The 13,767-nt window shown below is 71.1% G+C and carries 14 protein-coding genes; 8 read left to right on the top strand and 6 right to left on the bottom strand.

What is annotated here, in order from left to right; all coding sequences use genetic code 11:
* Window positions 1–20: 20 nt before the first annotated feature.
* The 3 genes from ACWEVS_RS07375 to ACWEVS_RS07365 form a co-directional block, all read right to left on the bottom strand.
* The gene (locus ACWEVS_RS07375; RefSeq protein ID WP_354907813.1) at window positions 21–893 is read right to left on the bottom strand and encodes an HAD family hydrolase; all 873 of its coding nucleotides are present in this window, start codon (window positions 891–893) and stop codon (window positions 21–23) included.
* 29 nt (window positions 894–922) lie between these two features.
* Window positions 923–1,573: a DUF5667 domain-containing protein gene (locus ACWEVS_RS07370; RefSeq protein ID WP_449915268.1), complete on the bottom strand. Its 651-nt coding sequence runs from the start codon at window positions 1,571–1,573 to the stop codon at window positions 923–925.
* 71 nt (window positions 1,574–1,644) lie between these two features.
* Window positions 1,645–2,295, bottom strand: a complete 651-nt coding sequence (locus ACWEVS_RS07365; RefSeq protein WP_449915266.1) for a sigma-70 family RNA polymerase sigma factor — start codon at window positions 2,293–2,295, stop codon at window positions 1,645–1,647.
* 180 nt (window positions 2,296–2,475) lie between these two features.
* Between ACWEVS_RS07365 and ACWEVS_RS07360 the strand changes: the two genes are divergently transcribed.
* A complete protein-coding gene (locus ACWEVS_RS07360) occupies window positions 2,476–4,098 on the top strand; it encodes an antibiotic biosynthesis monooxygenase (RefSeq protein ID WP_452550405.1) in 1,623 nt (540 codons plus the stop codon).
* A gap of 45 nt (window positions 4,099–4,143) precedes the next feature.
* Here the strand turns inward: ACWEVS_RS07360 and ACWEVS_RS07355 are convergent, their stop codons facing one another.
* Window positions 4,144–4,380: a glutaredoxin family protein gene (locus ACWEVS_RS07355; protein ID WP_449915263.1), complete on the bottom strand. Its 237-nt coding sequence runs from the start codon at window positions 4,378–4,380 to the stop codon at window positions 4,144–4,146.
* A 101-nt stretch (window positions 4,381–4,481) separates the two neighbouring features.
* Here ACWEVS_RS07355 and ACWEVS_RS07350 point away from each other — a divergent pair, with 101 nt between their 5' ends.
* From ACWEVS_RS07350 to ACWEVS_RS07325, 6 genes are all read left to right on the top strand, one after another.
* Window positions 4,482–5,168 (top strand): redox-sensing transcriptional repressor Rex, encoded by a 687-nt coding sequence (locus ACWEVS_RS07350; RefSeq protein WP_354907807.1) that lies wholly within the window; start codon window positions 4,482–4,484, stop codon window positions 5,166–5,168.
* A complete protein-coding gene (locus ACWEVS_RS07345) occupies window positions 5,165–6,421 on the top strand; it encodes a glutamyl-tRNA reductase (protein WP_452550404.1) in 1,257 nt (418 codons plus the stop codon). The genes ACWEVS_RS07350 and ACWEVS_RS07345 overlap by 4 nt, the downstream gene beginning before the upstream one ends.
* 23 nt (window positions 6,422–6,444) lie before the next feature.
* Complete coding sequence (hemC, locus tag ACWEVS_RS07340) at window positions 6,445–7,317, top strand: hydroxymethylbilane synthase (RefSeq protein WP_449916172.1); 873 nt, start codon at window positions 6,445–6,447, stop codon at window positions 7,315–7,317.
* Complete coding sequence (locus ACWEVS_RS07335; protein WP_452550402.1) at window positions 7,314–8,858, top strand: uroporphyrinogen-III synthase; 1,545 nt, start codon at window positions 7,314–7,316, stop codon at window positions 8,856–8,858. The genes hemC and ACWEVS_RS07335 overlap by 4 nt, the downstream gene beginning before the upstream one ends.
* A gap of 32 nt (window positions 8,859–8,890) precedes the next feature.
* The gene (gene hemB / locus ACWEVS_RS07330) at window positions 8,891–9,874 is read left to right on the top strand and encodes a porphobilinogen synthase (RefSeq protein ID WP_452550400.1); all 984 of its coding nucleotides are present in this window, start codon (window positions 8,891–8,893) and stop codon (window positions 9,872–9,874) included.
* Between the two features lie 132 nt (window positions 9,875–10,006).
* A complete protein-coding gene (locus ACWEVS_RS07325) occupies window positions 10,007–10,633 on the top strand; it encodes a bifunctional DNA primase/polymerase (RefSeq protein ID WP_449915257.1) in 627 nt (208 codons plus the stop codon).
* 37 nt (window positions 10,634–10,670) lie between these two features.
* On the opposite strand, the gene ACWEVS_RS07320 is transcribed toward ACWEVS_RS07325, so the two are convergent.
* Window positions 10,671–11,297, bottom strand: coding sequence for a GAP family protein (locus tag ACWEVS_RS07320; RefSeq protein ID WP_354907800.1), 627 nt, complete (start codon window positions 11,295–11,297; stop codon window positions 10,671–10,673).
* 234 nt (window positions 11,298–11,531) lie between these two features.
* Here ACWEVS_RS07320 and hemL point away from each other — a divergent pair, with 234 nt between their 5' ends.
* Window positions 11,532–12,821 carry a glutamate-1-semialdehyde 2,1-aminomutase gene (gene hemL / locus ACWEVS_RS07315; RefSeq protein ID WP_452550398.1) on the top strand — a complete coding sequence of 430 codons (1,290 nt, stop codon included), beginning with the start codon at window positions 11,532–11,534 and terminating at the stop codon, window positions 12,819–12,821.
* A gap of 9 nt (window positions 12,822–12,830) precedes the next feature.
* Here the strand turns inward: hemL and ACWEVS_RS07310 are convergent, their stop codons facing one another.
* Window positions 12,831–13,724, bottom strand: a complete 894-nt coding sequence (locus ACWEVS_RS07310; protein WP_452550396.1) for an EamA family transporter — start codon at window positions 13,722–13,724, stop codon at window positions 12,831–12,833.
* Window positions 13,725–13,767 lie beyond the last annotated feature (43 nt).

Here is a 13,767-nt window from a genome sequence, read left to right as displayed (position 1 = left end):
TCCCGCGTGGGGGCGGCGGGTCAGCCGGAGCGGTGCTGGCGGCGCAGCGCGATGCCCGCGGCGATGCCGCCCGCGACCGCGCCCACCCCGGCCGCGATCGGCAGGGCGGTCAGCGTGGCCTTGCGTCCCGTGCGGAAGTCGCGGATCGGCCAGTTGTGCTTCTTGGCGTGCTCGCGCAGCTCCGAGTCGGGGTTGATGGCCACGGCCCGGCCGACCAGCGACAGCATCGGCAGGTCGTTGGCCGAGTCGCTGTAGGCGGTGCAGCGGGTCAGGTCGAGGCCCTCGCGGCGGGCCAGCGCCCGCACCGCCTCGGCCTTGGCGGGGCCGTGCAGCAGGTCGCCGACCAGGCGGCCGGTGTAGACGCCGTCCTGCGACTCGGCCACCGTGCCGAGGGCGCCGGTCAGGCCCAGCCGCTGGGCGATGACCCTGGCCAGCTCGACAGGGGTGGCGGTGACCAGCCAGACGCGCTGCCCGGCGTCGAGGTGCGACTGGGCCAGCGCCCGGGTGCCCGCCCAGATCCGGTCCGACATCGTCTCGTCGTAGATCTCCTCGCCGAGCCGTACGACGTCGTCGACCTTGCTGCCCGCGACGAAGGCCAGCGCGGTCTCGCGAGCCACCGCGATGTGCTCGGGGTTCTCGTTGCCGCGCAGCCGGAAGACCGCCTGGCCGACCGCGAACTTCAGCAGGTCGGACGTGGTGAACATGCCGCGCGTGGCGAGGCCGCGGGCGAAGTGGTAGATCGAGGCTCCGCGCATCATCGTGTTGTCGACGTCGAAGAAGGCCGCGGCCTGCATGTCGGGCTCGGGGGGAACGGTGGCCACCGCGGCGGCTGCCGCCACCTCGCCGGCAATCTCCGCCTCAGCCGCCCGATGCCGTCGTAGTAGCCGCCTCATAGCCCCTCAGCTTAACCGGGAAGTATTGACTAGCCGTTAGGCAGCCGCAGCCCGTCGATGTAGTCGAGGTAATCGTTGGCCTGCTGCTGGTCGACGTCGTTGAGCTGCTCCAGCATCGGGTCGACCTTCTCGTGCTGCTCGGCCACGAAGTCGTCGATCTTCGACTGGTCGCGGGGCACCGCCCGGTCCATCCGCTCGATCGCCGAGCGGGTGCTCTCCTCCATCTCCTGGAGCGTGGCGCCGACGTGCGGGCCGCCGCCGCCCGCGTCGAGCAGCGCCGCCAACTCCTCGGCCCGCTCGCTCGCGGCGTCGAGGGCGCCGCCCGCCTTGTCGGGGTTCAGCTCCATCACCGCGCCCTCCGCGGCCCGTTTGAGCGGGTAGAGCATGTCGCCCGGCACCGCGCGGTAGGTCACGATTGTCGACAGCGTCATCGCCGTCGCGAGGCCGGCCGCCAGCACAGGGGAGAGCCAGCGCAGCGATCCACGACGGCGCGCGGGCGGCGCCGCGGTGGCCGGTCCAGGCGCCAGGGTCTCGGACAGCAGCGTCTCGCGCAGCCTGGCTCTGAACGCGGGGTCGGGCCCGCCTCCCAGGGGGAGGTTCGCGCCGAGGTCGGTCAGCTGTCCGAGGAGGGCATCAGCGTCATGATCGGACAGCCGGCGATGGAATGGCGACCTACCCATGAACGCTCCCTGCCGCCCCCGCATGTCGATCCACTGGTGATACCTGCCTAACGACCTGCCGCGGGGTGAGGTTACGCCAGATCCGGCTTGAGAGCCCTGGCCAGCGATCGGATCGCTCGGAACTGCAGCGCTTTGATCGCTCCACTCTTCTTCCCCATGATCAGTGCGGTCTCCGCCAGTGACAGGCCGTGCAGGAACCTCAGGACCACGCACTCCTGCTGCTCGGGATTGAGCTCCCGTACGGCGCGCAGCACGCGGTCGTTGATGATCGCCGTGACGACGGCGTTCTCAGGGATGTGCTCGCCGTCGACGGGGACGTCGAGCACCTCCGCCGTGGTGACCTCGAGGCGGTAGCGACCGGACTTGAAATGATCGGTGACCAGGTTCCGGGCGATGGTCACGAGCCAGGCGCCGAAGTCACGACCCTGCCAGGTGAAGTCGGTGATTCGGCGAAGCGCGCGCAGGAAGGTCTCGCTGGTGAGATCCTCGGCGAGGGGATGGGAGCCGACTCTGAAGTAGATGTACCGGTAGACGAGGTCGAGATAGCGGTCGTAGAGCGTTCCGAAAGCGTCGTTGTCGCCGGCTTTGGCCCGTAAGACCAGTGCGCGCAGCTCATTGTGATCGGTGTCCGGCACGTCTTCACGTACAGCAAGCTCGCCCGTCCGGGCTCCTCCGAGTGCGGAGGAGGGAAGTAGCCCGGCGAACGACCACGAGTCAGGCATCCGGTATCCCTAGGGGTAAGGGGTGCGGCGTGCTCGAACACTCTAGAAATCAACTGGAAATTCCACAATCCGCACAGGGTGCGTCATGGCTACCAGTAACCGGCGGATACCGTGTGGACCGACCCGCTTCCCTCTTCGGCTACCGGTTGGGAGGTAATGTCCGGCAGCATTGGGGGCACCATGGAACTCCTCGTCGCAGTGATCGCGTTCGCCGGTGCCCTCCTCGCCGGGATCGCCGCGTTCGCCCTGGTACGCCGTTTTCAGGAAGACCGTGACGGCTGGCTGATCGCCTGGACCGTGGCCGCGATCGCCTTGTGCCTCTCGCTCGCCGCCGTCGGGCTCGGCACGCTGCAGACCTTCGGGCCGCTCACCTTCCGGCTCTACCAGCTGTTCGGGGCGCTGCTGGCGCCGCTGTGGCTGGCCATCGGCCTCGTCCAGCTGCTGGCGGAGAAGGGCAGGGCCAGCTTCGCCACCTGGCTGCTGGGCATCGCCGTCACCATCGTCTCCGGCTACATCCTGATCCTCGACCCCGTGATCGAGGAGGCCAAGCTCAAGAACACGGTCCTGCCGTCCGGCAGCCTGCACTGGGGTCTGGTCGCCGGATCGGTCCTGACGGGCGTCCACGCGCTCGTCGTCCTGGTGATGCTCGGCTGCCTGGTGATGGCGGGACTGCGCTGGCGCAAGGGCGACGAGTACGACACCGACAACCTGCACGCCAGCCTGGTCGTCGGGCCCAGCGCCATCGCGCTGGTCGGCGCCGTGCGGTTCAGCGTGCCGGCGGTCTTCACCGTCGCGCTGCTCGTCGTGGCCGCGGCCGGTGTCTGGTACTCCGTGCTGCGCCCGCTGGCGCCGTACGAGGACGAGGAGGAGGGCGAGATCGCCGAGGAGCAGTGGGAGTCCCGTCCCGCCGGCCGCAGGGCCGCGAGGGAGCCCGCCGTGCCGCCGCCGGCCGTCCAGCAACCGGCGGTCCAGCAGCCGGCCGTCCAGCAACCGGCGCAGCCCCGCAGGTCGGGTCTCGGCGATCTGGTCGCCGAGTACCGCGCCGGCGAGCAGGAGGTCGACTACGCCGCCCGCATGGATCCCTTCGCCTCGGGTCCTGCCACCGGCACGTTCATGTCCAACGGCGCCGACGGCCGCTACGGCCAGCTCCCGCCCAGCGGCCCCCAGGGCGGTCACCACGCGGCCACCCCGGCCGGCTCCCACGCGAGCCCGCACACCGGCCCGCACTCCTTGCCGGGCGGCCACGCGAGCCCGCACACCGGCCCGCACTCCATGCCGGGCGGCCATCCGCCGGAGACCGGCATGTTCGGCGTGCCCGAGGGCCTGGCGGCGGCATCACCCGGCTACGGCGGGCACGCCCGCGAGCCCGAGTACAGCATGCCCGCCACCGGCGCCGTCTACCCCGGCGCCGAGATCCCCGGCTTCTCGACCGGCTCCACCACGGTTCCCGCCGGCGGCGGTTCGCGGCCCTCGCCCAGCATCTACGGCCTGCTGACCGTGTTCACGATCATGGACGGCTCCGGCGAGGCCTTCGACCGGCTGGCCGAGCAGACCGTGGAGGCCGTCCGGCGCAGCGAGCCCGACACGCTGGTCTACGCCTGCCACGCGGTCAAGTCGGCCCCGCTGCAGCGCATCGTCTACGAGCTGTACCGCGACGAGGTCGCCTACGCCGACCACCAGCGCCAGCCCCACATGGAGCGCTTCCTGACCGATCGCCAGTCGATGGTGCTGGCCACCAACGTCATCGAGCTCAGTGTCAACGCGGCCAAGGTCGTGCCGCTGCCGACCGCCTTCCAGGTCTGAGGCGGGCCGTCCGCACAGGTCGGCCGCGCAGGTCAGCCGGACAGGTCAGCCGGACAGGGCCGCGCGCAGGCGCTCCTCGGAGACCCGCCAGAAGTCGTGCTGCACCCCGTCGACGAGAGTGACGGGAATCATCTCCCAGTACTTCTCGGTCAGTTCGGGCGAGGAGTTGATGTCGACCTCCTCCCACGGGACGCCCGTGTCCGCCGCCACCCTGGCGATGATCGCGCGGGCGTCGTCGCACAGGTGGCAGCCTGGCTTGCCCAGCAATGTGATGCGGTGCATCCCCTCAGCCTAGCCACGACTTTGTGCGTCGGTTCACAAAGGGATTAATCTGAAAGGCGGCCCGATTACTGATACCGCAGCCCAAGGAGCCTCGGCACGTGATGCGTCAGTCCCAACCGCGTGACCGCGGCATCCCCGAGGCGACGGTGGCCAGACTCCCCCTGTACCTGCGCGCCCTCAACGGGATGGCCGAGCGCGGCATCGCGACGGTGAGCTCGGAGGACCTGGCGGCCGCGGCGGGCGTCAACTCGGCCAAGCTGCGCAAGGACCTGTCACACCTCGGCTCCTACGGCACCCGCGGCGTAGGCTACGACGTGGAGTATCTCGTCTACCAGATCTCGAGGGAGCTCGGTCTCACCCAGGACTGGGCCGTCGCGATCGTCGGAGTCGGTAACCTCGGCCGGGCGCTCGCCAACTACGGGGGCTTCGTCTCCAGGGGTTTCCGCGTCGCCGCGCTGCTCGACGCCGACCCCGAAATCGTGGGCGACGACATAGCGGGGTTGAATGTTGAGCACATCGACGAGCTGGAAGCCGTCATCAAGAGGCGTGGGGTGTCGATAGTCGTGCTGGCCACCCCGGCGGCCGCGGCGCAGGAGTTGTGCGACCGCGTGGTCGCGGCGGGGGTGACCAGCATCCTGAACTTCGCCCCTGTCGTGCTCTCTGTGCCTGACACTGTCGATGTCCGTAAGGTCGACCTGTCGATCGAGCTGCAGATCCTCGCGTTCCATGAGCAACGCAAAGCGGATCGGATGAGTGGGGGGCCGTTGATGGCCGTGGACAGCCAGTGAGCGTTCTTGCGATCGGACTGAGTCACCGGACCGCTCCGGTGTCGCTGCTCGAGCGCGTGTCGGTGTCCGGCGACGCGCTGGTCAAGCTGATGCAGGACGTTCACAGGGAGGTGAACGTCGCCGAGGTCATGGTGATGTCGACCTGCAACAGGGTCGAGGTCTACACCGCGGTGGACAGGTTCCACGCGGCCGTGACCGCCGTCACCACCCTCCTGTCCACGCACTCCGGCGTCCCCGTCGACGAGCTGACCCCGCACCTCTACGTGCACTACGAGGACCGCGCGGTCGAGCACCTGTTCACCGTCGCCGCCGGCCTCGACTCCATGGTCGTCGGCGAGGGCCAGATCCTCGGCCAGACCCGCCAGGCGCTGCGGCTCGCCCAGGAGCAGGGCACCGTCGGCGCGACCCTGAACGAGCTGGCCCAGCAGGCGCTGCGCGTCGGCAAGCGGGCCCACGCCGAGACGGGCATCGACCGCGCGGGCGCCTCGCTCGTCACCGCGGGCCTGTCCTTCGCGGGTGACCTGACCGGCAGGCGCGCCCTGGTCGTCGGCGCCGGCGCGATGAGCGGCCTGGCCGTCGCCACGCTGGCGCGGGTCGGCATCACCGACGTCGTGGTCGCCAACCGCACCTACGACAAGGCCGTACGGCTGGCCGAGTCGGTCGGCGGCAGGGCCGTGCAGCTGTCGGAGGTCTCCTGCGAGATCGGCGACGCCGACCTCGTCATCTCCTGCACGGGCGCGGGACACCACGTCATCACGTCCGACATGGTCGAGGGCCCGGCCTTCCTGCTGGACCTCGCGATGCCGCACGACATCGACCCCGCCGTCCGCGCCGTCGACGGCGTCACCCTGGTCGACCTGGAGACGATCCAGCGGTCCGGTGTCGGCGCCGGCGAGCGCGACGCGGTCGAGGCGGTCCGGCGGCTGGTCGCCCAGGAACTCGAGGCGTTCCTGTCGGCCGAGCGCGCCGCCCGCGTCACCCCGACGGTGGTGGCGCTGCGCAGCAAGGCGGCCGACGTCGTCGAGGCCGAGCTCGGCAGGCTGATGATGCGCCTGCCCCACCTGGACGGCCGGGCCCGCGACGAGGTGGCGCAGACCGTCAGGCGCGTGGTGGACAAGCTGCTCCACGAGCCGACCGTGCGTGTCAAGCAGCTCGCGGCCTCGCCCGCGGGCGATCATTATGCCGAGGCTCTGCGCGAGCTGTTCGATCTCGATCCCACGGTGCCCGAAGCCGTGAGAGGGGTGGACCTGTGAAGCTCGGCACCCGCCGCAGCCTGATGGCGACGACCCAGTCGCAGATGGTCGCCGACCTCTACACGGAGAAGACCGGCCAGGCCATCGAGCTGGTCGGCATCACGACGTTCGGCGACGTGTCCAAGGCCCAGCTGTCGCAGCTCGGCGGCACCGGCGTGTTCGTCAGCGCCCTGCGTGACAAGCTCGTCACGGGCGAGGTCGACTTCGCCGTCCACTCGCTCAAGGACCTGCCGACCAAGCAGGACCCCCGCTTCGTGGTCGCGGCGCTGCCGGTGCGCCATGACGTCCGCGACGCGCTGGTGGGCCGGACGAAGTTCGCCGACCTGGCGCCCGGCGCCAAGGTCGGCACCGGGTCGCCCCGGCGCATCGCGATGCTGCGCGCCCTGCGCGACGACCTCGACTACGTGCCGATCCGCGGCAACGCCGACACGCGCATCGGCAAGGTCACCTCGGGCGAGCTCGACGCGGTCGTTCTGGCCGCCGCGGGCCTGACCCGCATCGGCAGGGTGTCCGAGATCTCCCAGATCTTCGAGGTCGAGGAGATGCTGCCTGCTCCCGGTCAGGGCGCTTTGGCCGTAGAGTGCCTCTCGACCAGGTCTGACCTGGTCGACTTCCTCAGCGTGCTCGACGACCCGCGGACCAGGTCCGCGGTGACGGCCGAACGCGCGGTGCTGTCCGCTCTCGAGGCGGGATGCTCGGCCCCGGTCGGCGCGTTCGCCCTCGACGACGGGCACACGCTGAATTTGACCGCGACGGTCGTCGCCCTCGACGGCCGGGAAGCGGTGCGCAAGTCCGCCGCCGGTTCTCCTTCGGAGGCCATGGAGCTGGGCCGCGATCTCGCGGCCACCATGATCGCTGAGGGGGCCGACAGATTGATGGGGGAGCAGTCCCATTGAGCCCCGATAGTCCGACCGCTGCTTTCGTCGCCTTCGTGGGCGCGGGTCCAGGCGACGCAGGCCTGCTCACGCTCCGTGGCGCCGAACTCCTGGGCAAGGCCGACGCCGTCGTCCTCGACCAGGAGGCCTTCGGCCCTCTTCTCAAGCACTGCAAGGAAGGCGTCGAGGTCGTCCAGGACGACTTCGTCAAGCGCGCCAAGGCAGGGCAGCTCGTCGTACGGCTGTGCGAGGGCGATCCGATGCTGTTCTCCTCGATCACCGAGGAGGTCGCGGCGTGTGCCGCGGCCGAGGTGGACTTCGAGATCGTGCCCGGTGTCCCGCCCGCCACGGCCGTGCTCGCCTACGCGGGCATCCCGCCCGCCTCCGACGTCCCCGAGTTCAGGATCGTCGACGCCGCGCAGGAGCAGGACTGGGCCGCCCACGCCGCGTGCGCGGGCACGCTGGTCGTCTACAACGGGATCGAGCAGGCCGTCGCGATCGGCAAGGCGCTGATCGCCAACGGCAAGCCCGACTCCACGCCCGTCGCGGTGAGCAGCGCCGGCACCACGACCGAGCAGTTCACCGTCGCCACCACGCTGGGCCGGCTGCAGCCCGACCTCAAGCACGCCGGGTTCGCCGAGCCCGCGCTCATCGTGGTCGGCGAGGCGGTCGGCCTGCGCGACAGGCTGTCGTGGTTCGAGACCAAGCCGCTGTTCGGCTGGCGCGTGCTGGTGCCGCGCACCAAGGAGCAGGCCGCGGGCCTGTCGGAGCAGCTGCGTTCCTACGGCGCGGTGCCGGAGGAGGTGCCGACCATCTCGGTCGAGCCGCCGCGCACCCCGCAGCAGATGGACCGCGCGATCAAGGGCCTGGTCACCGGCCGCTACGAGTGGGTCGCCTTCACCAGCGCCAACGCCGTCAAGGCGGTGCGGGAGAAGTTCGAGGAGTACGGCCTGGACGCCCGCGCCTTCGCCGGGCTCAAGGTCGCCGCCGTGGGCGAGGCCACCTCGCGCGCTCTGGTCGACTTCGGCGTCAAGCCCGACCTGCTGCCCTCGGGCGAGCAGTCCTCCGAGGGTCTGGTCGCCGAGTGGCCGCCGTACGACTCGATGCTCGACCCGATCAACAGGGTCCTGCTCCCGCGCGCCGACATCTCCACCGACACGCTGGTGGCCGGGCTGACGGAGCTGGGCTGGGAGTGCGACGACGTCACGGCCTACCGCACCGTCCGCGCCGCGCCGCCGCCCGCGCCGATCCGCGAGGCGATCAAGGGCGGCGGGTTCGACGCCGTCCTGTTCACCTCGTCCTCGACGGTGCGCAACCTGGTCGGCATCGCCGGCAAGCCGCACAACGTCACGGTGATCGCGGTCATCGGCCCGCAGACCGCCAAGACGGCCGAGGAGTTCGGGCTGCGCGTCGACGTGATGGCCGACAAGCCGTCGGCTTCGGCCCTGGCCGCCGCGCTGGCCGAGTACGGTCGTAAGCAGAGGCAGGCGGCGCTGGAGGCGGGCGACGTCCCGCGCAGGCCGTCGCAGAACCGCAGGGGAGCGCGCAGGCGCGCCAAGTAACCCCGTCCCCGGGGGCACGTGTGAGGAGAGTCATGACCGCCGAGTTCCCCGCCGCCCGACCGCGGCGGCTGCGCCGTACCCCCGCGCTGCGGAGGATGGTGTCCGGCACGCGGCTGCATCCGGCCGATCTGATCCTTCCGCTGTTCGTCAAGGAGGGCATCACCGAGCCGCAGCCCGTCGGCTCGATGCCGGGCGTGGTCCAGCACACCCGCGAGTCGCTGCGCAAGGCCGTCCACGAGGCGGCCGAGGTGGGCCTCGGCGGGGTGATGCTGTTCGGGGTCCCCGCGGTCAAGGACTCCTACGGCACGGCCGCCGACGACCCCGACGGCATCACCCAGCAGGCGCTGCGTGACGTGGTGTCCGAGGTGGGCGACGCGCTGGTGGTCATGGCCGACACCTGCCTCGACGAGGTCACCGACCACGGCCACTGCGGCATCCTGACGCCCGAGGGCGAGGTCGACAACGACGCCACGCTCGACCGCTACGTCTCCATGGCCGTCGCCCAGGCACGCGCCGGCTCCCAGATGATCTCGCCGAGCGGCATGATGGACGGCCAGGTCGGCGCGATCAGGTCCGGGCTCGACGCGGCGGGCTTCGCCCAGGTGCCGATCATGGCCTACTCGGCCAAGTACGCCTCCGCCTTCTACGGCCCCTTCCGCGAGGCCGTCGAGATGCCGAAGAACTTCGGCGACCGCAAGGCCTACCAGCAGGACCCGGCCGGGCCCGTCGGGGAGGGCCTGCGCGAGGTCCGCCTCGACGTCGCCGAGGGCGCCGACATCGTCATGGTCAAGCCCGCCCTCCCCTACCTCGACATCCTGCGCGAGGTGCGCGACACGGTCGAGGTGCCGGTGGCCGCCTACCAGGTCAGCGGCGAGTACGCGATGGTGGAGGCGGCGGCGGCCAACGGCTGGATCGACCGCGACCGCGCGATCACGGAGTCGCTGGTCGCGATCCGACGCGCCGGGGCCGACCTGATCCTCACGTACTGGGCGACGGAAGTGGCGCGACGCATCTGAGCAGAGGGGTTTCCCGTCGGGTCATGGGACCTATGCGTTAGAGTGCGAGGACAAGTGCTGGTGTGTCCCTTGTGAAGCCGTCTCGAGTGCCCGGGGACCTCTCTCAGGCACGGACTCGAACGGGGAGACACCATGGTGGGGGTACCACTCGCTCGGCGTACCAAAAAGCGGACGCGCCCGACCCGGGTCGAATCGGTCCTGCAGTACGCGGCCCTCGGCTGGGCGAGCGTGCCGGGCGCCCATCCGCTGCGCCGGGGGGCCCGCGCCTGTTCGTGCGACCGGATCGGCTGTCCGGATCCCGGTGCCCATCCGCTCTCGCCCGCCTGGTCCTTGCAGGCCACGACGGACACGACGCAGCTGACCCGCTGGTGGCAGCGCGAGCCCGAGGCCAACGTGATCCTGCCCACCGGCCGCGTGTTCGACGTCTTCGACGTACCGCTCACGGCGGGCCTCACCGCGCTGTCCCGCATGGACGCCGCCGACTTCCACTCCGGCCCGGTCGCCTCTCACGGCGACCGGGTGCTCTTTTATGTGGCCACCCGCGGCAATCCCGAGGACGAGGACGAGTGGTGGACGTGCAGCCTCGACGTCGCGCCCACCTCGATCGACGAGACGCCCGGCCTGCGGTGGCACTGCCGCGACAGCTACGTCCTGGCCCCGCCCTCCACCATGGCCGGCGGCCAGCCCGTGTCCTGGCTGCGGCCTCCCGACGGGCGTCCCCTTCCCGACCCGCTCCGCGTGCTCGACTGGCTCGTCTGATCCCGGGCCGCCCGCCCGAAGCCGTCCTCCGGGGGTCTCACACGATGAGGAGGACGAAGATGCCGCAGACGATGATGTTGATCAGCCAGCCGTGGGTGTCCATCCAGCTCCGCACCTTGGGCATGACGGCCGTGGCCCGGTGCCGGAACAGCAGGTAGGCCAGCAGCGGCAGCGCCGCGATCAGGAGCGTCACCAGCAGGAACGGCACCGCCGCGCGCAGCGGGGCGTGGTTCTGCTGCAGGTTCACGCCGACGGTGAGCATCGCCACGATGTCGGTCGGCATCAACAGCACGAGCAGCAGCGCGGTGGTGAACGCCTTGCGCGGACCGGTCTCCAGCAGCTTGTCGAGCCATTTGGGCGGCTTGGAGGTCGCCCGTCCCAGGTAGCTCTTGAGCGCGATGGCGACCAGGAGGGCGACCAGGACGATCTGGATGATCCAGCCCAGCGATCCCTTGTCGTGGGGGTCGCCCAGCGGGATCGCGCCGTCGAGCAGGGCGGCGAGCCAGCGGGTCAGCATCACTCCGACGGTCGCGGCGAGCGCGATGCCGACCAGGTAGGCGAGGGAGACCCGCACCGCGTACCGGTGCATGACCAGGACGATCGCCGTCATGATCTGCGGACCCGCCATCATGGTGACGGCCAGGGGCAGGATTTGCAGGTTCATGGGCGTCTTCCGTCGTAGCGTTGCTGGCCGTCCGGTCGGCATGGCCGGAGAGCCGGCCCCTCCCGGCTCCGGCGCACGCTCATCACCACTCCGTCACTCCCCGTGCGTACCTGAGATACCCCGCCTCCTTTGCGTCTTCCCCCAAATGCCCATAAAGCGGACTTGACTCCGTGTCCGTGCCACCAGGTGAGGGCCACGCAAGGGGGGAGGGTCCCTGACCGTAGGCTGGGACGCGTGAGCCGTACACAGAACTCAGAGGACCTCTTCGAGCGAGCCCGCGCCATCGTGCCCGGGGGCGTCAACTCCCCGGTGAGAGCGTTCGGCGCCGTCGGCGGCACGCCCCGTTTCATGGCCTCAGGCCAGGGCCCCTACATCACCGACGTCGACGGCAACCGCTACGTCGACCTGGTCTGCTCGTGGGGCCCGATGATCCTCGGCCACCGCCACCCCGCCGTCGTCGAGGCCGTCTCCGGCGCGCTCCAGCACGGCCTGTCGTACGGCACCGCCACCCCCGGCGAGGTCGAGCTGGCCGAGGAGATCGTCTCCAGGGTCGCTCCCGTGGAGAAGGTGCGCCTGGTCAGCTCGGGCACCGAGGCGACCATGAGCGCCGTACGGCTGGCCCGCGGCTTCACCGGGCGTTCCAAGGTCGTCAAGTTCGCCGGCTGCTACCACGGCCACGTCGACGCGCTGCTCGCCTCGGCCGGTTCGGGCGTGGTCACCTTCGGCCTGCCCGACACGCCTGGTGTCACGGGCGCGGCGGCGGCCGACACGATCGTCCTGCCGTACAACGACCTGGCGGCGGTCGAGGAGGCCTTCCGCACGGGCGAGATCGCCTGCGTGATCACCGAGGCGTGCCCGGCCAACATGGGCGTGGTGCCGCCGCTGCCCGGTTTCAACCGGCGGCTCAAGGAGCTGTGCGCGGCCAACGGCGCCCTGCTCATCCTCGACGAGGTGCTGACGGGCTTCAGGGTGTCCAGGGCCGGCTGGTACGGTCTCGACCCCGTCGACGCCGATCTCGTGACGTTCGGCAAGGTCATGGGTGGCGGTCTGCCCGCGGCGGCGTTCGGCGGCCGGGCGGACGTCATGGCCAACCTGGCGCCCGAGGGCCCCGTCTACCAGGCGGGCACGCTGTCGGGCAACCCGCTGGCGTGCGCGGCCGGCCTGGCCACGCTGCGCGGCCTCGACGACGACGCCTACGCCAGGGTGGACGCCGCCGCCGCGGCGGTCTCGCTCGCGGCGACGAAGGCGCTGGAGGCGGCGGGCGTCCCGCACCGGCTGCAGAGCGCGGGCAGCCTCTTCTCGATCTTCTTCACCGATCGGGAGGTGACGGACTTCGCCGCGGCCCAGACGCAGAACACCAAGGCGTACACGGCGTTCTTCCACTCGATGCTCGACCAGGGCGTCTACCTGCCGCCGTCGGCGTACGAGGCGTGGTTCCTGTCGGCGGCGCACGACGAGGAGGCGCTGGGGCTGATCGTCGAGGCGCTGCCCGCGGCGGCGCAGGCGGCGGCCCAGGCGGGCTGACCGCCGCCCTCAGGGGCGGCCCGCGGTGACGGGTTCGGGGAGGGACCGGTCCGGCCGGCGCGCCGCGCGCGGCCGGGTGCCCGCGTAGAGCGCGCCGGACACGATGAGCACCCCGGCCGCCAGCTTGAGCCACGAGATGCTCTCCCCCGTCACCAGCGCCGCCGACGACAGCCCGAAGACGGGGACGAGCAGCGTGTACGGCGCGACCGTCGAGGCGTCGTAGCGCCGCAGCAGCCAGCCCCACAGCCCGAACCCGCCGAGGGTCGAGACGAAGGCCACGTAGGCCAGCGACGCCACGCCCTCCCACGCGAAGGTCAGCCGCGGCACGCCCTCCACGGCCAGTGACAGCAGCAGCAGCGGCGGCGCCGACAGCGCGCTGACCCACACCATGAAGCGCAGCGGGTCCGGCGGCGCGGCCTTGCGCTGGATGACGGTGCCCAGGCCCCAGGCGGCCGCGGCTCCCACGCACATCAGGAACGCGCCGACCGGCCCTCCGGAGCCGAAGTCGACGGCCACGACGGCCAGCCCGGCGAAGGCGACGGCGAGACCCGTGATCCGGCGCGCGCCTGGCCGCTCGCCGAGCAGGACCGCCGCGAAGACCACGACGAACAGCGCCTGTGTCTGCAGCACCAGCGAGGACAGTCCCGGTGGCATCCCCGCCCGCATGCCGACGAGCAGCAGGCCGAACTGCCCGATACCGACCGAGGCCGCCACGCCGGCGATCCACCGCCAGCCCACGGTGGGCCGGCCCACCAGCAGCATCGCCGGAAAGGCCGCGAGGGTGAACCGGAGCGCCGCGTAGAGCAGGGGCGGGAAGTGCCGCAGACCGACCTCCATGACGACGAAGTTGAACCCCCACACGGCGGCGAGGCCGACAGCGAGCAATACATGCCGCAAACGCATGCACCCATGCTCACAAGGGACGACTCTTGAGCACAAGCGACAT

The sequence above is a fragment of the Nonomuraea sp. NPDC003754 genome (assembly GCF_053605785.1).
This window is presented reverse-complemented; position numbering and strand designations above follow the sequence as displayed.